Consider the following 21749-nt stretch of genomic DNA (forward strand, 5'->3'; position numbering starts at 1 on the left):
AAAGGTCAATTATGATTTGCGGAATAGATGAAGTTGGAAGGGGCTGTATTTTTGGACCTATTCTAAGTGCTGCTGTCGTTTTCAAAAAAAAACCTAGCTTTATAAAAGAATTAGATGATTCTAAAAAACTTAAAAAAGAAAAAAGAGAGTACCTATCCTCATTAATACTTGAAAATTCATATTATGCATTTGCTGAAATTTCAAATATAATAATAGAAAAAATAAATATTCACAACGCATCCCTACTTGCAATGCAAACTGCATACGAAAACCTAAAATTAAATTGCAGCTTAGTGCTTGTAGATGGTAAATTTATCCCCAAAATAACAGCAAAAAATGTTAAAGCAATAATTAAAGGAGATTCAATAATAGATGAAATAAAAGCTGCTTCAATTATTGCTAAAGTTAAAAGAGACAAACTAATGGATGAATACGATAAATTTTATCCATTATATTTGCTCAAAAAAAATAAAGGATACCCCACAAAAGAACATAAAAATGCAATAAAGAAATATGGGGTTTTAAGCCTTCATAGAAAAAATTTTAAACTAATTTAAAAAATAAAAATAATAAAATTTAATAATCTTTCTTTTTAAATCGACCGTCTGATAAATGAGATTTCTTATCAAATCTAGAATCGTCTAATTTAGATCTCTCTCCATATTCACCATACCCTTTATTATGCCTTGCAGAAGAACCGCCAGATTCTGCAGATACTTTCTGCTTAATAACTGCTATTGCCTTAAGCAAATTGGATTCAAACTCACTTATATTCTCTTCATATACAAAAATAGAATGTCTTTCAAAATCTCCACTTGGACTTCTTTTACTCTCTACAATATTTAAAAAATAATCTCCTTTTCTATTTTCCTTGACATTAAAAAAATAAGTTCTCTCAGACTCTGTAAATAGTTTCTCAGAGTATACTTCCCCTCTCTCTCCCATCAATTTCCTCCACACAAGTTTTTGTACTTGACTACATTTAAGTTAAATTAATTGTACTTATTTAAAAAAAAAATTGCTAGTCAAAAATAACATTACAATAAATCTTATTGACATAAATTGATTTTTTTTATATAAGTAAATTATTGTATTGCGTCCTTCGTATAATGGCTATTACCTTAGCCTTCCAAGCTAATGATGTCGGTTCGATTCCGATAGGACGCTTAAAATACTGTTTTCACATTTTCAAATTTAGCAATGCTTTTTAAGAATAAGAATTATATTTAAAGGATAAGCAAAGGAATAAAATAAATGGAGATGGCGGGAATTGAACCCGCGTCCTAAAAACAATACTATAAGCTTCTACAAGCTTATCTAGTATTTTATTAAGCAATATGGTTTGGAAATACTAGCAAACCGCCAAATTGCTCTCAAGTATAAAAGTCCCTAAAAATCAACTTGAAAACATTTTTAAGCAAGCCTTGATGTCAAAAAGGGTATAAGTGAACCTCAAAGCCAAATTCAACAAAAACCCTCTGCTAACTTAAGCAGCCATTACAAGATTTGAGCTTGTAAAGTTATTATTTTTTGCATTTATTTTAGAAGTTTAAAGAGATTCCCTCTGCCTGCAACTTACAATATTAGCATTTTTAGTCAAATCCAAAACATCCCCTCATATAGGGCACTATAGCATAATTTTAAGAAAACAACAATACTACCTTATTTGAAAAAAGTAAGCTAAAATCTTATAATAGTAAATCCAATATTAGTAAAAGGTAATTTTATGTTTAATGAAATTTTATGGTTTTTTATGCTACTTACTACTTATTCATTTTTAATTATTGTATCCCTTTTTTTTAAAAAAAACGGATTATTTGCATGGGTTGCAGTAGCAATTATTATAGCAAACATTCAAGTTTTAAAACAAATTACAATATTTGGAATTAATGCTACATTGGGCAACATTATTTATGCATCATCATACATTGCAACAGACATTCTCTCAGAATTTTATGGAGAAAAAACTTCAAAAAAAGCCGTTTATATTGGATTTATAAGCTTTATTGTCTTTGCAGTATTAACAAATGCACAAATTCACTTTATATCAAATAGAACTCAAGAAAATTTTAAAAGCTTAGAAAACATTTTCTCTTCAATACCAGCTTTGCTATTAGCCTCTCTTGTTGCATACCTAGTATCCCAATTAAACGACGTATATCTATATCAGCTTATTAAAAAAAAATTCCCTAAGTTTTTATTTGTCAGAACCAATGGATCAACATTAATAAGTGGCTTAATAGATACAACAATTTTTGTAGGCATAGCAACATATTTTAAAGTATTTCCAAAGCAAGCTTTCTTAGACATAGTAATTTCCACATACCTAATTAAAGGTTTAGCGGGAATTTTAGGAACGCCTTTTATATATTTTGCAAAATATAAAAACTTTATCTAGGATAATTAATTTGGTACAATTAAATGTCATGAATAAAGATATGTTTGATTTAAGCTTGTGGATAGGAATGTTTCTATTTACATATATAACATTGGGAATTCTTTACCGATTTTTCGGGAAATCCGGACTTTTTTGTTTTAATGCAATTATTTCAACAATGTCAAATATTATAATATTAAGAAATTTAAAAACATTTGGAATGTCCTTAAATTTATCAGGCATTACTTTTTTATCGGCATCATTCTCCTTAAACTTAATGGTAGAAAAATACAGCAAAAAAGAAGCAACAAATTCTGTGATATTAAGCCTTTTGTTAAACATAACTTTTACAATTATGATTAATTTTATGATATTATTCAATCATAATAAATTAGACACCTCAGATATTCATTTTAAAATACTGTTTAATAACCTTACATACAATTTAACAATATTAATTGGAACGTATGTGTTTTTTCTTTCCCAATATATAAACATCTTGCTATATAATTATTTTAAGCAAATAAAAATAAAATCTTTATGGATAATTCATCCTTTATCAAGGCTAATTTCTGGATATCTGGCTAATTTGCTAGTTTCAATATCTATAAATACAATACTTAAATTCTACCCTGAAACAAAAAATATCGAACTTACAAAAGGTTCTCTAATTATTACATTAATAATAATTGCAATCGATACCATTTTCTACCTATTTCTAAATTCTTGGAAAAAAATAAAAGAGGTTTAAGAATTAATAAGATTTTCAATAAATTGATAATTTTTAACAACTTGTCTATAATATTTTAATCTCAAATTTGATTTCTCAACTTCATTTAACAAGTAATCAATGCTACTTTTTCTTAAGCAAGTCAATAAAGAATACATAACTATAGCAACAGCTACAGAAATATTATAACTTTGAGTAAATCCATACATAGGTATTTTTACAGATAAATCAGCAGCACGCAATACTTCTGCGCTAAGCCCTGTTAATTCTGTCCCAAAAAATACCGCCATTTTATTGTTAATTGTAAAATTTTCAAGATTTATTGATTGTTCATTCAAAGATGTGGCCACTATACTATATCCATCAGACCTCAACTTATCAATTGCAAACTTAGAATTTTTATACTTATTTAAATTTATCCATTGTGAAGATCCTAAAGTAACATCTGGATTTAAAGTATGTTTATTCTTCTTATCAATAACATGAACATCACTGAGTCCTAAAATTTCGCCTGTTCTAATGGTAGCACTTGCATTTTGAGACTGGCAAATGTCTTCTAGCACAAATGTTAAATAATTAGTGCGAATACTTAATATTTTCTCAATCTTAGCTTTTTTTTCATCTGTAATAAATTTAGACAAAACATCTATTCTTTTTAATACATCATCATCCATAATAAAAATTAAATTTTAAAAATAACAAATATGTCCTTTAATATATTTCAAATTACAAACTATTTTTTATATAATACAAAAATGAAAGTAAAAATTGAAGAATCTTGGAAAGAAGTTTTAAATAATGAATTTAACAAAGAATACTTTAAAAAACTTGTAAGATTTATAAAACATGAATATAAAACAAAAAATGGAAAAATATTTCCTCCCCCAAAACTTATATTCAATGCTTTTAATTCTTTGCCATTTAAAGACATAAAAGTGGTAATAATTGGACAAGATCCATATCATGGGAAAAACCAAGCAAATGGACTTGCTTTTTCTGTAGATTCAAAAATCAAAATTCCACCGTCTTTGCAAAACATATTTAAAGAAATAGAAAAAAGTTTAAAAATAAAAACCATCCCAAACGGAGATTTAAAAAGATGGGCAATTCAGGGTGTATTTCTATTAAATACAATCTTAACAGTCGAAGAAAGCAAACCTTCTTCTCATAAAGCTATTGGGTGGGAAATTTTTACAGATGAAGTAATAAAAATAATTTCTAAAAATTTAAAAAACATTGTATTTATGCTTTGGGGCAATTTAGCAAGAAGTAAAAAAGGACTCATTGACCCAACAAAGCATCTAATTCTTGAAACAAGTCATCCATCTCCATATTCGGCAAACAATGGATTTTTAGGATCAAATCATTTTAGTAGTGCTTTAAATTATTTAAAAAAACACAATAAAAATATAATAAACTTTCAATAAAATTAATAATGGTTATTTAAAAATCTCTTTACAAAACTATGCATAAATATATATACTCATAACAAGCACAAAAGTACCCAATTTAAATTATTTTTCTTTCAAATTGTTTTCTTTAATTTCATTATTAGTATCTGATTCATTATTCTCATCATCCCAGAAAGTTGAACTATTCTTGTTTTCAGTCTTTATATCATTTAAAAAGCTATTATCCGCTCTTCTAGTATTTAGAAAAGATAACAAAACCACAAAGATAAAAAAGAGTGCTATAAAAAATCCAGTAATTTTTACAGCAACACTTGAAGACTTTGCACCAAAAATAGAAGAACTGCCGCCCCCAAAAACACCACCTATTCCATCACCTTGTTCATCTTGAATTAAAACTAAAAGGATAATAAAAATCGAAACAATAACAAAAATTATAAAAATAAAAAATCTAACTAAATCCAAAACAAACCTCTTTAACTAAAGAACATTATTAATTATAGATAAAAAAGATTCGGCCTTTAAAGATGCTCCACCTATTAACGCACCATCAATATTAGGCTCATTCATAAGCTCTTTTACATTACTTGAATTAACAGAGCCTCCATACTGAATTATAATATCGTCTGAAGCTGACTTTGAATAAAGTCTCATAATCTCAAGCCTAATTGCCTTATGAACCTCTTCTGCTTCCTCTTTAGTTGCGGTTTTGCCCGTTCCAATTGCCCAAACAGGTTCATAAGCTAAAATTATCCTTTTAATATCTGATTCAGAAACACAATTTAACCCCTTTTTAACCTGATTTAAAACAACCTCTAAAGTTTTTCCAGAATCTCTTTCATTAAGAGTTTCTCCAACACAAAGAATTAAGTATTTAAAAGGATGCTTAAGTCCTGCAAGAATCTTTTTATTTATTATTTCATCTGTTTCTGCTAAATACAATCTACATTCAGAATGACCAAGTATAACATATTCTACTCCAAATTCTAAAAGCATTGAAGGTGAAATTTCGCTAGTCCTTGCTCCACTTTCCATATAAGACATATTTTGAGCACCAAGAAGAATATTGCTACCCTTAATACATTCTGAAACCTTAGATAAAGCCGTAAATGGAGGAGTTATCATTATTACAACATCATCTTTTAAGGTCTTAACCTCAGCTGCAATTTTTTTTGCAACAATAGAAGCTTCTGAACTTGTATAATGCATTTTCCAATTTCCCGCTAAAAATGTTTTTCTCATTTCAATTCTCCAAAACCTTAATACCCGGCAAAATTCTCCCTTCAAGATATTCAAGTGATGCACCACCACCTGTTGAAACATGAGTAATCTTATCAGATAAATTAAATTTATTAACAGCTGCAACAGAATCTCCACCACCAACAACAGTTAACCCTGAGCAAGATGCTACCATTTCGGCAACCTTAGCAGTTCCTTTTGAAAATAAATCAAATTCAAATACACCAAGAGGACCATTCCAAATTATAGTTTTGGCAGTTTTTACAACCTTTTCAATTTCTTTTAAAGTATTGATTCCAATATCCATACCAATCTTGTTTTCAGGAATATTAAAGGAGTCAATATACTCAGGGGTTGAATTTTTATCAAAATCACTAGCTACAATATGATCAAGTGGTAAAATTACTTTAACACCCAGCTCTTTTGCTTTCTTTAAAAAAGAAGAGGCTATATCAATATATTCATCCTCTAAAAGAGATTTGCCTATAGAATATCCTTCGGAATATAAAAAAGTATAAGCCATTCCACCACCAATCACAACTACATTTGACTTTGACAAAAGTGATTCCAGTACCGCAATCTTTGAAGAAACCTTAGAACCACCAATAATTGAAACAAATGGCCTTTCAGGATTTTTCAATACTCCACCAAGGAATTTATCTTCTTTTTCCATTAAAAATCCACCAACAGATGGCAAATAATCAGCAACCCCTACGGTTGAAGCATGCGCTCTATGAGCTGCACCAAAGGCATCATTTACAAAAACATCTCCATTCTCAGAAAGTTTTTTTGCAAAATTTTTATCGTTTTTCTCTTCTTCTGCATAAAACCTTACATTTTCAAGCAACACAACATCTCCATTATTCATTTGCAAGGTACTATTTACAATTTCACTTCCAATACAATCAGAAAGCATTTTGACATCTTGGCCTAAAAGCTCTGATAATCTATTGGCAACGGGTTTAAGAGAATATTTAGGATTTTTCTTTCCCTCTGGTCTGCCCAAATGACTTACAAGTACAATCCTAGCTCCTTTTTCTTTTAGATACTCTATTGTTGATAATGCAGCCTTAATTCTAGTATCATCGCTAATGCTCCCCTCTTTTAGGGGAACATTAAAATCACATCTTACTAAAGCTCGCTTGCCCGCAAAGCCACTAAAGTCTTTTACTGTTTTTATTGACATTTTATTACCTTACGCCTACTTATTTTAAAAGTTTTTGAGCAAGATCAACCACTCTTGTAGAATATCCAAACTCATTGTCATACCATGACAACACCTTTGCAAATCCATTTTCAAGAACCATTGTCTCAAGACCGTCAACAATAGAAGAATGAGAATTTCCCTTTATATCTGAAGATACAATTGGATCTTCCGTATATCCCAAAATACCTTTAAGCTCAGGAGTTTCTGATGCCTTCTTGAGGGCAGAATTAATCTCTTCTTTTGTAACATCTTTTTTCTTGAGCTGAACTGTAAGATCAACAATTGAACCTGTTGGCACAGGCACTCTCATTGAAGTCCCATTCAACTTGCCCTTAAGTTCAGGCAAAACAAGTCCAACTGCTTTTGCAGCACCGGTTGAAGTTGGAATAATAGAAAGTGCAGCAGCTCTTGCTCGTCTAAGATCAGAATGAGGAAGATCCAAAATTCTTTGATCATTAGTATAAGCATGAACAGTTGTCATAAGTCCTTGTTCAATTCCAAATGATTCATGAAGTACTTTTGCAAGAGGAGCCAAGCAATTGGTTGTACATGAAGCATTTGACACAGCCTTTAAATCAGAATTAATATCGTGATCATTTACACCAAGAACTATTGTTTTAATCTCGTCTTTAGCAGGAACCGTTAAAATAACTTTCTTAGCCCCAGCATGATTCACATGGTCAAGATATCCCCCTTTATCGCTAGTTGCTGATGAAAAAACACCTGTTGCCTCAATTACAACATCAATTCCAAGCTTTGCCCAAGGAAGATTTTTTGGATCTCTCTCAGCAATAATTTTTATTTCCCTTCCATCCACAACAATAGCGCCATCTCTTGATTCAACTTTTTTATTATATACTCCAAAAGTCGAATCATACTTTAAAAGATGTGCAAGAGTTTTAGGATCTGTTAAATCATTTATTGCCACAATATCAATTCCCCTTTCAAAAGCAATCTTAAAAACATTTCTACCAATACGTCCAAAGCCATTAATAGCCAATTTCATACAAAATCCTCCAATTTTTTGATTTTATTCTTACTAGAATTATTAAATCACAAATTAATAACAAGTGTCAAACTATCTTTTTATAAGCACAGTGGCTCCTTCTTGAATATAATCCTTTAAAAAGGTAGAAGATTTTATAGTGCCTTTAGAAATATAATCACTTATATCCTCAATTAAAATCTCCCCTAAAATATCTGATTTTTTGTAAACAATAAAACCAGAATCTCTAGTATCACTGTTTAAAGCACCCTCTTTAAGAATTAAAAAAACATCACCCTTTACAACACCGTTTACTTGACCAAGATCAATAAGAGCATCATCATTTTTAATTTGAAGAATCTTTCCTTTCTTAGGCAAATAATCATGAAAATCTTTTGAAAAAGAATTTAAAGCATTGCTTAAATAATTAATACCCCCCACATCATAAGAGAAAGAAACAACCTTAATCCCTGTTTTGCCTGAAAAAACATTCACTACCAAAGTGGCTGTATTTTTCAAAATATCTGCCTTAAAATCAAAAATTAAAAATAAATCCAAATTATTATTTCTTGAATAAGAAAATCCTTCGGAAAAATTATTAATCAGATAGTCTCTATTTTTATTGTAATCAAAATTATAGTTAACTATTTCCATATTTAAATTACGTTCAAGTACCCTTTCAGCGTATCTTAATATCAAATCATTTGCTCCAAAAAATTTATTTTCACTTTGAGTAAAAATAGCCATTTTATAAACCACTCTGTCATCGTAAAGCTTATTAAAATCAGCAATGCTTTTATATCCACATTTATAAAATAAAGACTTTCTAACATCAAAAGACACAACGTCATAAAAATCTAAAATTCTAGAATCAGTAGAATTTCTCTGTTTTACTAAATAAAAAAGCTGCTCATAAGCCATAATATCTAAATTCATAAGCTTATATATTTTTGAAAGCAAAAACCTAGCACTATCATTATCAGGCCAAATATCAACAGCATTTTTTGCATTAAACAATGCTTTATTTAAACTTAAAGACTTAAAAGCTTTAAGACCCTCATTTTCATAATGCTTAGAAATTCTAACATTGGAATTATTTTTCAAAAAATTTCTAAAATTAGATGCAAAAAAACTTTCCTCAAGAGCAATATTATAAAATTCTAAATCTTTTTTAAGATTTTTAGCTCGCTCCAAATTTAAAATAGACTTTTCAATATCCCCAAATTTTAAGTAAGAATACCCCAATAAATAATAAAGCTCATCGGAATCTTTATTAACCAAAATAGCTTTTTGCAATGCTTCTATTGCATCCTCATATTTAAATTCATGCAAATAAACAAGCGCGAGCAATCGATATGCATCAACAACTCCAAAATCTTTGTAAGAGCTTTCAATTAAAGCTAAATAATTTAAAGCATACTTTTCAGCAAGCCCCAAATTATTAATGCTAATGTAAAATTCAGCTACTCTTTTATGAAAATCTGGAAAAGATAAAAAATTTACCCTGACTTTATTTATCAAATGCCTAATCTTGTCATGCATTCCCAGTCTTTGATAAATATCAATAAGATGCTCAAAAGCACTATAATTATTTTGACTATAATCAAGAATAGATAAATAATAATTAGCAGCAGCTATAAATAATCCATTTTTTTCAAAAATTGAAGCAAGTCCAACCAAAGCATCAATATTATTCCTCTGTTTAACTAAAACCTCAGAATAGATTTTTTTTGCTTGATCAATTTTATTATTTTTTAACAATATATTTGCATAAAGAATTTTATACTCAGTATCCTCGTTAGACATTTTAGAGGCTTTCTCTATAAAAAATTGTGCTTGAGTATATATCTTAAGAGAATAGTAAATTGATGCAATAAATTTATAAGCTTCATAATAATTGGGATTAATTTTTATAGCCTCAACAAGTTCATCAATAGCATCATAATACCTTTTAGATAAATAATACTCATGGGCCTTTTGATAATGTCCTAATGCCGTAGTGTCACTTCCTAATAGAATACTAAAATTAAAAAGGAATAACATTAAAAACCGATTAAAATTCATAAACCTTCCTTTTCGGAAATCTTTATCACCTTAATATTTCTTTGATGCATATTTTTAATCGAAAAAACCAAATTGTTATATTCCACCTTTTCATTTTTCAAAGGAATCCTCCCAAAAAGATCATAAACGAAACCACCAAGAGTATCAAAGTCTCCATTTGGCAAATTTAAATTAAGTTTTTCATTTAAATCCTCTATTAAAATTCTTGCATCACAAAGATAAGACCCATCATCAAGACAAACTATCTCATCAAGTTCATTGTCAAATTCATCTTGAATGTCTCCTACTATCTCTTCAAGAATATCCTCAAGAGTTACAAGCCCGGAAACCCCACCATACTCATCAACTACAATTGCAATATGAACATGATTTTCTTGAAATTCTTTTAAAAGAGAGTCTGTTTTTTTGCTTTCAGGAACAAACATAACCTTTCGCATAATATCTTTTAAGTCTATTTCGTAGAAATCTTTCTTACACATATGCAATAGTATGTCTCTTGTATGAATTATCCCAACAATATTGTCAATAGTGCCATGATACACAGGAAATCTTGAATGACTACTAGATGTTACAACTTTTAAAAGCTCGTCCTTGCTCTTAGCATAATCAACAAATATAACTCCTATCCTAGGAATCATAATCTCTTTTACAATAGTCTCTTTAAGCGCATTGAAATTTTTTATCAAAGAAGTTCCAATATTCGACTTATCTTCAAGATCATTTTCTGGGCTTCCTTTTTTCTTCTTCTTGTTTTTAAAATTAAAAAATCCCAACATCTAAAATACCCTTTTATTTTCTCTTAAGATATTTTCTTGAAGAATCAACATACCTTCCTTTTGAAAATCATTAGTTTCATGTTTATATCCCATTAAATGCAAAATCCCATGAATAGTAACACGTTGAAGTTCTTCATAAATTTCAACATTAAACTCTTGAGCGCTAAATTTTAAATATTCAAAAGATATGACAAGATCTCCTTGTATTTTATAATTTATACCATCAACCAAATCTTTGTTATGTTCATTATGTTCATTATAATTAAAAGAAAGAACATCGGTTGGCTCGTTCTTGTTTCTAAATTTATTGTTCAATTCTTGTATATAAACATTATCACAAAGAATCACTGAAAGTTCAAAATCGACAATAGAAAGAGCATTCAAAACAGATACAATAAAATCATAAAAAACACTAAGATGTTCAAATTTAATATTTTTTACCAATAAATTCAAATCAGATTTGGACAAATTAAATATACCTTAGAATAATCCACATATAACTTACAAATATGATTAATTGCTATAGCAATTAAATTATTTTATTTTATTTTGCAAACTAAAAACCAAAAAAATCCTTAATTATGTTTTCAAAAGCATCTTCTTGCAAAAAGCCAACAGAAACCTTTGGCTTGCCATCAATAGGAATAAAAAGAATAGTTGGAAGACTTTGTACTCCAAGCGCAAAAGAAATATCTTGCTCTTTGTCTGTATCTACTTTGTAAAAATCAATGCTATTCTCATACTTCTTAGAAAGTTTTTCAAAAATAGGAGAAAGCATTTTACATGGACCACACCAATTAGCATAAAAATCAATTATTGCAGGTCTATCGCCTCTAAAACTCCACTCTTTATTGTTTTTATAATCAAAAACTTTAACAACAAAATCTTCTTCGGTTAAAGAAATAGCCATATATTTTACATGCCCCCCTATCGACTTAAAATTATATCACAAATACAATATTAATAATAAGGAATTATAAGAAATGAATCTAATGTTAATAACTTTTAGTGAATTTAAAACAGGAATTCCACTAAATGATACTAGGGCAGAACATCTTGTTAAAATCTTAAAATTAAAAGATAACGACAAATTTAAATTTGGTATTCTCGGAGAGAAAAACATTTACCATTGTATTTACAAAAAAGATACAAAACTATTTTTCAAGAAAATCTTTAAAATAGATGAGTCTAATAAACTTAAAAAATTAAATGTACTAGTTGGAATGATAAGACCAATTGTTGCCAAAAGAATCATAAAAGAACTTGCTAGCATTGGAATATGCGAAATAATTTTTTTTAACACTGAGCTTACTGAAAAATCATATTTAAATTCTAAAATCTTTAAAAACAATGACTGCGAAAAACATTTAATAGCCGGAGCAATGCAAGGGGGAGTAACGTACTTGCCAAAAATAAAAATTATGAAAAATTTGAAAGACAGCCTTAAATATATTAAACAAGAAAATTTTGAAATAAAAATATTGCTTGAAAAAAATAGTGAAAAAAATTTAATTGATATAGAGCAAATAAATAATGCGGCCATTATTGTGGGACCTGAGAGAGGATTTACGGAAAAAGAAAAACAATTAATAGCACAATACAATTTTTCATCTCACAGTATATCTTCAAACATCCTAAGAACAGAAACAGCCATAATTGCTGCATCTATTATTACAGCATCAAAACTAATTAATATGTGATTTTATGTTAGATTTTTTTATCGTTTTAAATCAATACATTTAAGCAAAATTAATTAATAACTGTTTGATTGATCAGCTTATCATAAATATAAAGCTCAATCGTAGAACCTTTTTGAACCTCATAGGGCAATTTAATCAATCCTCCTTTTGACTTAAAAGAATACATTAAAGAATTTTTACCATCCAAGCCTTTTAACCTAACAGATATATCAACATAAGATGGATGTTGCCTTAATTTATAAGTCAAAATTCCAAAAACAATTTTATTGTCAACCTTGGGCTTTGCAATAGTAATTAAAATTTTATCTGGCTCATTTATTTTAGTTCCAGGTGAAATAGACTGAAAAATAATATTTCCAAAATCGCTGGTATTTGCCAAATCAATGTCAAAGCTAATACTATCATTTAAAAGAGAAGCAATCACATCTTTATAATAAATTCCAATATAATTTTTAACATGTTTTTCCAAACGATCTTTACCTTTGCTAATTAAAAATTGAAGATCCGTTAAACTTGATATTTGACTGCCTGGTGATGGATTTTGACTAATTATTATGCCTTTTGGCAATTCGCTCTCAACCTCAAGAGGATTTCCAATATGGTAAAGCAATTTAGAATTATCAAAAGAATTAGCATTTAAATTGATAATAACATCATCAATGTTTTTGCCAATAAAATTATCAACTCTATTTATTATAGCCCCTTTGCTAATAAAAATTATAACCTTATTGCCATGTCTTAAAACAGTTCCTGGTTTTGGACCCTGATCTATTACTTTCCCTTTATCAAGAGCACTTGAAGAAAATTTAAATTCAATGTACGGAATCAACTCTTTTCTCTGCAATTCAACAACAGCATCTTCAATGGTAAGAGAATAAAGATTTGGAACAACTGCAATCTCCTTATTTTCTAAAACCATAAAGAAAATTGCAAAAGAAACAATTAAAGATCCAAAAATAACCAAAAGCAATGCCTTAATTGTGGTTTTTGGCAAAATCAACATTTCATTATTGCAATTTTTATCACTCTGAATCAGATCTAATTTATTTTTAAGCAATTCCTCTTCATTAGAAAATTTATTTTCTAGATTGTCATTATTATTAAAACTAATATATCCCCCCTATTCTATTGAAGAAAACACTTGTCCTATTAGCTGCCTACTTCCATTATAAAAAGACTTAAAATCCAAAACTTTTCTTCCGGGTCTTTGAACTTCTAAAAGTAAAAGAATCCCTTTCCCGGTATTAACAAATAATCCTTTTTCGGGATTAAAATCAACAATTTCTCCTACTTTTCTCTCCTTATATAAATCTACCTCTAAAAAATCGGCACGATGAAAAATAATGTCGCCATCATTAAGCCTAGCTCTTACAAGTGGCCAAGGATTGCACGCATTAATTTTGTTTTTAATCTCAAATGCACTTAAATTAAAATCTATAAATCCAGATTCTTTTTTAAAAAAAGAACAAAAAGTAGCTTCGTTGGATTTTTGAGGAATTCCCAAAAATCCCTTACTAATTTTTTTCAAAGCCTCTAGCACAAGGCTTGGACTGAGACTTGATACAAGTTTTGAAATATCTCGGCTTGTATCATAAGATTTTATTTTAAAATTTTTTTGCACTAAAATATTGCCACTATCCATTTCTAAAGCCATACGCTGAATAGTAATGCCGCTAACACAATCACCATTTAAAATTGCAGATTGTATTGGAGAAACACCTCTATATTTAGGCAAAAGAGAAGGATGAACATTAATGCACCCCTTTGAAAAAAGATCTAAAAATTCTTTTTTAAAAATCTTACCATAAGAAAAAACTAACATTAAATCTGGATTCAAACCCTTAACTAAATTTAATACATTATCATCAAGAATTAAGGGATCAAGAACTTTAATATTTCTAGCAACAGCCTCTGCCTTTATTACATTTTGGCTTAACTTTTGCCCTCTACCCTTAGGTTTATCAGGCAAAGTCAAAACTCCCACCACTTCATAATGCCTTACAATCTCCTTAAAAACTTCTAAAGCAATAGAAGAAGAGCTTACAAAAAATATTTTCATTTTGCCTTAAGCCCTCTTTCTCTCATATAAGGCTTTAACAATTTATTTCTTAACTTTTCTTCGTAATAATCAATAAAAAGAACTCCATTTAAATGATCCATTTCGTGCTGAATAATTCTTGCCAAAAAATCAGAATTTTCTATAGTAAAAGATTTTCCATTCTCGTCATGAAAATTTACCACAATAGCCTTAGGTCTCATTAAATCATAATAAACCCCTGGTATACTTAAACACCCTTCTTTGTAAGAACTAAGCTCATAAGAAGTTTCCATGATTGAAGGATTAATAAAAACCAAAGGCCTTGCCATTTTATTCTCTCTAACTACAAAAAGCGACAAATCAAGGCCCACCTGAGGAGCAGCAAGCCCAACTCCACCGCTAATATCCATCAATTCTATCATCTTTTTAGCATAATCTCTAATCTTATCGTCAATATTATCAATTTGCTTTGTCTTAACACGAAGCAAATCATTAGGATAAAATACCATTTCCATAAAAACTCATCCCCCTCAAACAAAAAAGACACTTATTTTATTTTTCCAAAAAGCTTCCACTCCTCATTTCCCAATAATGAAAAATAAATATTACCAATCTTGGACTTAGGAATAGCATAAAGCTTGTTTTCATTAATATCTTTAAAAACTAAAAATTCTTTAAGATCTGTATCAAAAAGAACAAGCTTTCTGTCTTTGCCATTAAACTTTAATCGCCAATCACCTTTTAATGTTTTATAAAAAAAGGTTCTCTCATCAACAGTATTGATTTCATAATCTTTTTGCTTTTTTAAAACACTTGTTGATTTTAGAGCTCCCATAACATAGCTTAAAAAATCCTTATCAAATTGAACACTGCTTAAAACAGCACCAACATAAGCTGCCTTTATTTGCTCATTCCTAGAATCTACAAAAAAAATAGTTGGGCTTTTTTGTAGATTAATTTTATTAAAAATTTCATTATCCTTATCAATAACTAAAAAAACACTTTTTCTATATACCCTGTGAATAATTTCATCATTTGCAAAAGAGTTTAAAAAATCTTTTATTAAATTTTCTTTAATATCTCTGCCAACCAAAATTAAAACATTTTTACCTAATTTTTGAGCTTTTTTAATTGCAATCTCATAAGAACTTTCAAAAATAATATCTTCAGGGGGTAAAGAAAGCAAATTTGAAAATCCTTGATTTAAAATCATTAAAAATACAATTATAAATCTCATATTTTACTTGTTAGCTTTGCTAAAAATTCCAACTCTCCTTCATCATCAAAGCGCTCTTTTAAGGTTAAAAACACACATTCATGATAATTATTGATATAATTTAACTCATCTTCTGAGAGCATTTCTTTTACTATCAATTCTTTTTCAAAAGGAACAAGAGTTAAATTCTCAAACTCTAAAAACGCTCCAAAGTCATTTGTAAAAGCTTGCTTTACAAAAACTAAATTCTCAATTCTTATTCCGTGACTAAATGTTCGATAAAGGCCAGGCTCAATTGAAACCACCTCAGATCCTTTAAAAAGATAACTGGAATTAGGACTAATTGAAACTGGAAGTTCATGAACATTGAGGAAAAACCCAACACCGTGCCCGGTGCCATGAATAAAATTCAATTCATTTTTTAAAAGCGGCAATCTACAAATTCCATCAAGAAAAGCTCCAGAAGATCCATATGGAAACTTTAAAGAAGAAAGGTTAATGAAAGCCTTAAGAACCAAAGTATAATCACGCTTTTCTTCATCAGAAGCATCACCTATTAAAAAAACTCTTGTAACATCTGTTGTACCAAGTCCAAAATACGAACCCCCAGAATCAATCAAAAGAAGGCCGTTGGTATTTATTTTTTTACCTCTTTTGGGCTTATAATGCGGAAGAGCTCCATTTTCTCTAAAACCAACTATTGAGTCGAAGCTAGAACTAAAAAAATCTTTATTTAATTTCCTAAAATGCAAAAGCATATCAGAAATATCTATTTCATCTAATTCGGCCAATTCAACCTTGCCAAGACTTTTAAATTTACGTAAGAATTTAATCAATGCAACAGCATCAATAATATGCGCTTCTTTCATCTTAAGAAGTTCATAATCGGTTTTTAACGCCTTAAGACTGCTTACAATACTCTCTGCCAAAATGATATTAGCCTCACCAAGGACTTTTAAAACCCTAACATTGGCATAAAATGAAACAAAAAATTTACCTTCATGCTTTATTTTGTCCAAAAAACAGTAAAAATTACTGTAAGGCTCTATTTCAAAATTTTCCATTTCAAGTGCTTCTTTAACGCTTGAATCAAGTTTTTTTATATCAACAAAAAGAACATTTTTTAGATCTTTATTCCTAGATATTAAAAGAAACGAATAAAACAACGCTGATTCTTTAACATCTGCCCCTCTTAAATTCAATATCCAAGCAATCTCATCAAGAGCAGTAATAACATAAAAATCTGATAAATTCTTTTCTAAGATCAAACAAATAGATTTGATTTTTTCAACTCTTTTATTATTCTTCTGAGCATCAGCCAATTCAAATATATGGCTAAACTCAAGCTGGGGCCTGGATTTCCAAATTAAATCAATTAGATCTTGATTTAAAACCCTGATATGTGTATTTTTACATTTTTCAGACAACTCTTTATAAAACTTTATACTAATCTCATCTGAATAAATTCCAAGCTTTAATTCTTGAAGATTTAAATTTATATACGTAAAAATATCAGGAGATCCTTTTACTCCAAGCTTTATTAATACAACTTCAGTTCCCTTAAGTTCTTGTTCGGCCTGTAAAAAATACCTACCATCCGTAAAAAGAACTGCTTTGGATAATGTTACAATTACCATACCAAAGCTACCAGAAAAACCAGTAATAAACTTACGAGTGCTATACCTTTCATGAGAATATTCACTAAAATGAGGATCATAGCCTGCTACCAAATAAGCATCAACTCCATTATCCCTCATATGATCTCTAAGTAAAGCTATTCTTTTATTAATATCCAAAAAAAATCCCCTTTATACAACCTACTAATACTAGTATACCAAATAATTATCAATTTAAAAAAAATTTTTTATTTGATATAATTTAGCTTGAAATTAACTCCTAGAGGATAAAACATGAAAAATATTAAAGCGGTTGCTTCTGATCTTGACGGCACTCTTTTGCTGTCAAAAAGCTATATTGGAGCCTTTACAGAACTTGTAATTAAAAAATTAACAAAAGAAAAAAAGAAATTCATAATAGCAACAGGAAGGAGTAAGAATGAAATCATTCAAATTACAAAAAAAATAAATCAACTGCAAGTTTCATTTTTCATCACATTAAACGGAGCAAAAGTTTACAACAAAGACTGGAAATTAATAAAAAGTCATAATTTATCTGCTGAGGTGGTAAAGAAGATTTTAAATTTAAGAGACGAGAAATTTAGTCATATACCTCATTTTTTACATAAAGCAGATCAAAACGACGACCAATTAAATATTGACATCAAAACTAAAATTGCAATTGATCAATGCAAAAAATTGCAAAAAAAATCCAATATCTTTAGACATGAAATAGTAAGTTCACTCAATAAAATTCAAGAAATTAAAGACTTTAGCAAGCTTGAAAATTTTGAAAATGTTGCAAAAATAATATTAGCTGGCAGAGAAGAAAGCCTAATAGAATATGAAGCAATGATTTTAGAGAAATATAAAGGAGAAATAAATGCATACCTTTCTACTCCAAATTCACTAGAAATTGTAGATCATAAAGTCTCTAAAGGAAATGCATTAAAAGAAGTTCTTAAAACTATAAATATTGATTTAAGCGAAACCATAGCTTTTGGAGATGGATTTAATGACACTGATATGCTAGAAAATGTAAAAAAGGGATTAATAATGGGAAATGCAAATTATAGATTAAAAGCAATGCTTCCTTACTTAGAAGTAATAGGAACAAATGATGAAGAAGCCGTTGCAAACTACATCAATGAGAATGTCTTAGAAGAACCTATTCAGGAGGAATAAATGGAGAAAGATTTAATAAAATATGCAGAGCTTATAATTTTAAAGGGAATTAATTTACAAAAAAATCAATGTGTTTTAATTCAAGGTTCAATCGATAATTATAATTTTTTGAAAATATTAGCAAAAAAAGCTTATGAACATGGGGCTAAGTATGTCAAGCTAAATATTAAAGACATTGATATTTTAAAATCAAGATTAAAATTCTCACAAGAAGAAAGCTTGGAATTTATTCCAAATGCCGAAAAAAGCTTTTTAGAAGAAATGGTTCAAGATAAATGGGCAAGAATAAACGTCGATGATACAGAAAATTTTGAAGACTTGAGAGAAAACATTGGTCAAAAAATGTCAATTTATCAAAAAGCCTTAAAAATTGCAAGCAAAACTTTATCGCAAGCAATAATGAGTAACGAAATAGCTTGGTGCGTTGTTTGTGCACCAGGTCCAAAATGGGCTTCCAAAGTTTTAAATAAAAAAGAAGGAAGTCAAACTTTAGAAGAATTTTTCAAAATACAAAAGAAAATATTACTACTTGATAGAGAAGATCCAATAAAAAATTGGGAATCCCATGGGGAAAAGCTTCACAAAAGATGCAAAACATTAAATGAACTTAATCTAGAAAAGGTAATTTTTAAAAATGAAAAAACAAACTTGGAAGTATATCTGCTTGAAACTTCCCTATGGACAGGTGGAAGCGAAAAAGTCAAAGGAACAGAAATAGAATTCAATGCCAATATGCCAACAGAAGAAGTTTTTACAACCCCAAACTATAAAAAAACAAAAGGCATTGTGTACGCTACTCGCCCTGTTATGGTTCTTGAAACGCTAATATCTGGAATATGGCTAAAATTCGAAAATGGAAAAGTCGTTGACTTTGGCTGTAATGGCGAGAAAGAAAAAGAAATATTAAAATCCCACATTGAAACCGACATTCAAGCAAAATATATAGGAGAAGTAGCACTAGTTGATAGCAGCTCCCCTATTTATCAAAGCAATCTTATTTTTTACAGCACATTATATGACGAGAATGCAAGTTGCCACATAGCACTAGGAGCTGCATATCCATCTTGCTTAAGCAATGAAGAAGCTTTAAAGACTGATGCCGATAAACTAACTTATGGTTGCAATGTTTCATTAATACATACAGATTTAATGATTGGAAGCGATGACTTGAATGTCATTGGCGTGGACAAAAATGGAAAAGAGTACACAATCATAAAAGCTGGCAAATTCGCAATATAAAAGGAGGCTTAATAATGATAAGGGCATTGCTTACCAATGATCTTTTTTTATCTTGTCTTGTATCAGGAATTTCTGCTCAAGTGATTAAATATGGTATTCAAACCGCAAAAACAAGAAAGTTAAAACTAACTCCCACACATCTTTTAAAAAAAATTTTTCTAGAAACAGGGGGCATGCCAAGCAGTCATTCATCAACAGTCACCGCTCTTTCAACCTCAATTGCACTAACTGAAGGAATAAATACAAATTTTATAATAGCTCTTGCATTTGCCCTTATTACAATAAGAGATTCTTTCGGCGTAAGATACATGTCTGGAGTTCAAGCAGAATATTTGAATGCATTATCAGAAAAATTAAAAAAAGAAATAAAAATTGACACAACAAAAATAAAAGTGGTCAAGGGGCATAAAAAGAAAGAGGTTCTAACAGGCATAATAATAGGAATAGCCTCTGCATATATTGTGTGCTATTTTTAGCATAGGAAAAAATAAATGGTACGTTTTTTAGGTTTTTTATATTTAATTACAACAATACCACTTATCACTTCCTGCGATGTAGCTCAATTTGGAGACTACAAACCTTTATACTTTGAAAATGAAAATGATCTAAAAACTGCCAATGAATATATAAATTCACTAGGATATAAAACAATCTCAGAATACACAACAAAAATTGACATTTTAGACTTTCCCGAAAATAAAAAAATCACAATAAATGAGATAAACAAACTTAACAATCTTGACCTGAGAAAAAGTATATTTTTAAAAAAACTCCCCAATCTTTTCAACATAGAGCATAAAAAACTTCTTTATGTTGAAAACAGGTTCAAAACTATAAATTTTAAAAACCTAAAAAAAGAACTTAACATTAACGCCGAAATGCATTCTATTGACCACAAAACAAAAATTAATTTTCTTTCAAGCATAATATTTCTAATCATAATAATTTTATTAATTTTTTTAGACCCAACAAACTCTATATTTACTTTAATTTTTCTATTAATTTCATCTCTTACTTTTATGATAAGTAAAGAAATAATGTATTTTTATCCATTTACAATTCTCTCTTATTTGTTATTTTCAATAATCAGCAATTTTAACAAAAATTACAATAAAATATATTTAAAAGAAATAAATTTTTTAACACTAATGACAAAAATAAAACACTTATTATTTTTATTTATATTTACAACCCTATATTTCATTGCAATTACAACCTTTTTTACTATAAATATTGACCCCACTTTTATTGCATTTGTTGCAATACCAACTCTTTGCATTTTCTTAATTTTCAGCTGGGTCAAAACAGAAAGCAATTTTAAAGATACATTCTTATTCCCAATCGAAATTAAAGAGAAAAAAATAGAAAGGAAAAAAACTTTAAAGTCAAAAATAGCAATACATCTGCTGCTATTTACACTCTCATTAATTCCTTTTGTTTATTCAAGCTACATGCTAAATTCATATAAAAACATTAATTACCTTTACAGTAAAAAATTAAATTACTTTGACTATTTAAATCCTAACAATATTTATATAATGCTAGGATACAACAAAGACATACCCAACATTATAGGATACCTGTCCCACATTCTTTATCAAAATGAACTAAGATACAATCTTGCTGCTAAATATGGAAAAATTCCTAAAGATATAAAAGAAAATTACTTTGAAATCAAAAGCGGCAAGATAGAAATTAATCCTAAAACTGTTTACGAAGTAGACAAATCATTTATTGATGAAATTCTTAAAAAAGATCTTGCAAGTCTGTTTTTAAAAAATAAAAATCCAATCCTAATATATAAAGAAAACAAGAATAATATAAAAACAGATAAAAAAAATTACAAAATACTTTTCTTTTTCTCTTTACCCTTCTTTGTATTACTATTCCTATTTAAAGCAATAAGATTTACAATTCTTTTAAACATAAATGAAAAAACCTATAAAAAATATATTCAAGGATAAATAG

24 protein-coding genes, 1 tRNA gene and 1 other RNA gene are annotated in these 21749 nt (G+C 28.8%); 10 read left to right on the top strand and 16 right to left on the bottom strand.

The genetic code is table 11. The annotated features are described in order from the left end of the window. The first annotated feature begins 11 nt into the window (after positions 1-11). Positions 12-557 (top strand): ribonuclease HII, encoded by a 546-nt coding sequence (locus QIA22_RS00790; RefSeq protein WP_301611281.1) that lies wholly within the window; start codon positions 12-14, stop codon positions 555-557. A 19-nt stretch (positions 558-576) separates the two neighbouring features. Here the strand turns inward: QIA22_RS00790 and bpuR are convergent, their stop codons facing one another. Beyond that, positions 577-945, bottom strand: coding sequence for a transcriptional regulator BpuR (gene bpuR, locus QIA22_RS00795; protein WP_301611282.1), 369 nt, complete (start codon positions 943-945; stop codon positions 577-579). 150 nt (positions 946-1095) lie between these two features. Here bpuR and QIA22_RS00800 point away from each other — a divergent pair. Continuing rightward, positions 1096-1167: transfer RNA gene (locus QIA22_RS00800), tRNA-Gly, on the top strand. 85 nt (positions 1168-1252) lie between these two features. Here QIA22_RS00800 and ssrA read toward each other — a convergent pair. Beyond that, positions 1253-1615: a transfer-messenger RNA gene (ssrA, locus tag QIA22_RS00805) on the bottom strand. 111 nt (positions 1616-1726) lie between these two features. Here ssrA and QIA22_RS00810 point away from each other — a divergent pair. After that, positions 1727-2398, top strand: coding sequence for a queuosine precursor transporter (locus QIA22_RS00810; RefSeq protein ID WP_301611283.1), 672 nt, complete (start codon positions 1727-1729; stop codon positions 2396-2398). 40 nt (positions 2399-2438) lie between these two features. Beyond that, positions 2439-3128: a queuosine precursor transporter gene (locus QIA22_RS00815; RefSeq protein ID WP_301612186.1), complete on the top strand. Its 690-nt coding sequence runs from the start codon at positions 2439-2441 to the stop codon at positions 3126-3128. Here the strand turns inward: QIA22_RS00815 and QIA22_RS00820 are convergent. After that, positions 3125-3781, bottom strand: coding sequence for a TrmH family RNA methyltransferase (locus tag QIA22_RS00820; protein ID WP_301611284.1), 657 nt, complete (start codon positions 3779-3781; stop codon positions 3125-3127). The genes QIA22_RS00815 and QIA22_RS00820 overlap by 4 nt on opposite strands. Before the next feature lie 81 nt (positions 3782-3862). Between QIA22_RS00820 and ung the strand changes: the two genes are divergently transcribed. Then, positions 3863-4534 (top strand): uracil-DNA glycosylase, encoded by a 672-nt coding sequence (ung, locus tag QIA22_RS00825; protein WP_301611285.1) that lies wholly within the window; start codon positions 3863-3865, stop codon positions 4532-4534. Between the two features lie 87 nt (positions 4535-4621). Here the strand turns inward: ung and secG are convergent, their stop codons facing one another. The 8 genes from secG to trxA form a co-directional block, all read right to left on the bottom strand. Then, positions 4622-4981, bottom strand: a complete 360-nt coding sequence (secG, locus tag QIA22_RS00830; protein WP_014023312.1) for a preprotein translocase subunit SecG — start codon at positions 4979-4981, stop codon at positions 4622-4624. A 15-nt stretch (positions 4982-4996) separates the two neighbouring features. Then, on the bottom strand, positions 4997-5758 hold the full coding sequence (gene tpiA / locus QIA22_RS00835) for a triose-phosphate isomerase (protein ID WP_301611286.1): 762 nt from the start codon (positions 5756-5758) through the stop codon (positions 4997-4999). Position 5759: 1 nt separating this feature from the next. Beyond that, positions 5760-6941 (bottom strand): phosphoglycerate kinase, encoded by a 1182-nt coding sequence (locus QIA22_RS00840; protein WP_301611287.1) that lies wholly within the window; start codon positions 6939-6941, stop codon positions 5760-5762. 19 nt (positions 6942-6960) lie between these two features. Continuing rightward, positions 6961-7968, bottom strand: a complete 1008-nt coding sequence (gene gap, locus QIA22_RS00845; protein ID WP_301341259.1) for a type I glyceraldehyde-3-phosphate dehydrogenase — start codon at positions 7966-7968, stop codon at positions 6961-6963. 72 nt (positions 7969-8040) lie between these two features. Continuing rightward, a complete protein-coding gene (locus tag QIA22_RS00850) occupies positions 8041-10011 on the bottom strand; it encodes a tetratricopeptide repeat protein (RefSeq protein WP_301611288.1) in 1971 nt (656 codons plus the stop codon). Continuing rightward, complete coding sequence (locus tag QIA22_RS00855; RefSeq protein ID WP_301611289.1) at positions 10008-10787, bottom strand: hemolysin family protein; 780 nt, start codon at positions 10785-10787, stop codon at positions 10008-10010. Before QIA22_RS00855 ends, QIA22_RS00850 begins: the two co-directional genes overlap by 4 nt. Further along, positions 10788-11255, bottom strand: coding sequence for an rRNA maturation RNase YbeY (gene ybeY / locus QIA22_RS00860; RefSeq protein ID WP_301611290.1), 468 nt, complete (start codon positions 11253-11255; stop codon positions 10788-10790). Between the two features lie 88 nt (positions 11256-11343). Beyond that, entirely contained in the window at positions 11344-11697 is a 354-nt protein-coding gene (gene trxA / locus QIA22_RS00865; protein ID WP_301611291.1) for a thioredoxin, read from the bottom strand. A 73-nt stretch (positions 11698-11770) separates the two neighbouring features. On the opposite strand from trxA, the gene QIA22_RS00870 reads away from it, so the two are divergent. Next, positions 11771-12487 (top strand): 16S rRNA (uracil(1498)-N(3))-methyltransferase, encoded by a 717-nt coding sequence (locus QIA22_RS00870; protein WP_301611292.1) that lies wholly within the window; start codon positions 11771-11773, stop codon positions 12485-12487. 49 nt (positions 12488-12536) lie between these two features. Here QIA22_RS00870 and QIA22_RS00875 read toward each other — a convergent pair whose 3' ends face one another. The 5 genes from QIA22_RS00875 to QIA22_RS00895 form a co-directional block, all read right to left on the bottom strand. Continuing rightward, a complete protein-coding gene (locus QIA22_RS00875; protein WP_301611293.1) occupies positions 12537-13544 on the bottom strand; it encodes a PASTA domain-containing protein in 1008 nt (335 codons plus the stop codon). Positions 13545-13607: 63 nt separating this feature from the next. Beyond that, entirely contained in the window at positions 13608-14546 is a 939-nt protein-coding gene (fmt, locus tag QIA22_RS00880) for a methionyl-tRNA formyltransferase (protein WP_301611294.1), read from the bottom strand. Then, on the bottom strand, positions 14543-15040 hold the full coding sequence (def, locus tag QIA22_RS00885) for a peptide deformylase (RefSeq protein ID WP_301611295.1): 498 nt from the start codon (positions 15038-15040) through the stop codon (positions 14543-14545). The genes fmt and def overlap by 4 nt, the downstream gene beginning before the upstream one ends. Before the next feature lie 32 nt (positions 15041-15072). After that, positions 15073-15762, bottom strand: a complete 690-nt coding sequence (locus tag QIA22_RS00890) for a hypothetical protein (protein WP_301611296.1) — start codon at positions 15760-15762, stop codon at positions 15073-15075. Beyond that, on the bottom strand, positions 15759-17537 hold the full coding sequence (locus QIA22_RS00895; protein ID WP_301611297.1) for an aminopeptidase P family protein: 1779 nt from the start codon (positions 17535-17537) through the stop codon (positions 15759-15761). Before QIA22_RS00895 ends, QIA22_RS00890 begins: the two co-directional genes overlap by 4 nt. A gap of 114 nt (positions 17538-17651) precedes the next feature. On the opposite strand from QIA22_RS00895, the gene QIA22_RS00900 reads away from it, so the two are divergent. The 4 genes from QIA22_RS00900 to QIA22_RS00915 are packed head-to-tail and all read left to right on the top strand — an operon-like array spanning position 17652 to position 21745. Next, positions 17652-18542, top strand: a complete 891-nt coding sequence (locus QIA22_RS00900) for an HAD family hydrolase (protein WP_301611298.1) — start codon at positions 17652-17654, stop codon at positions 18540-18542. Further along, entirely contained in the window at positions 18543-19781 is a 1239-nt protein-coding gene (locus tag QIA22_RS00905) for an aminopeptidase (RefSeq protein WP_301611299.1), read from the top strand. 14 nt (positions 19782-19795) lie between these two features. After that, complete coding sequence (locus tag QIA22_RS00910; RefSeq protein ID WP_301611300.1) at positions 19796-20257, top strand: divergent PAP2 family protein; 462 nt, start codon at positions 19796-19798, stop codon at positions 20255-20257. Positions 20258-20272: 15 nt separating this feature from the next. Further along, complete coding sequence (locus tag QIA22_RS00915; RefSeq protein ID WP_301611301.1) at positions 20273-21745, top strand: hypothetical protein; 1473 nt, start codon at positions 20273-20275, stop codon at positions 21743-21745. Positions 21746-21749: the final 4 nt, after the last annotated feature.

The organism is Borreliella kurtenbachii, from assembly GCF_030437945.2.
Taxonomy (GTDB): Bacteria; Spirochaetota; Spirochaetia; order Borreliales; family Borreliaceae; genus Borreliella; species Borreliella carolinensis.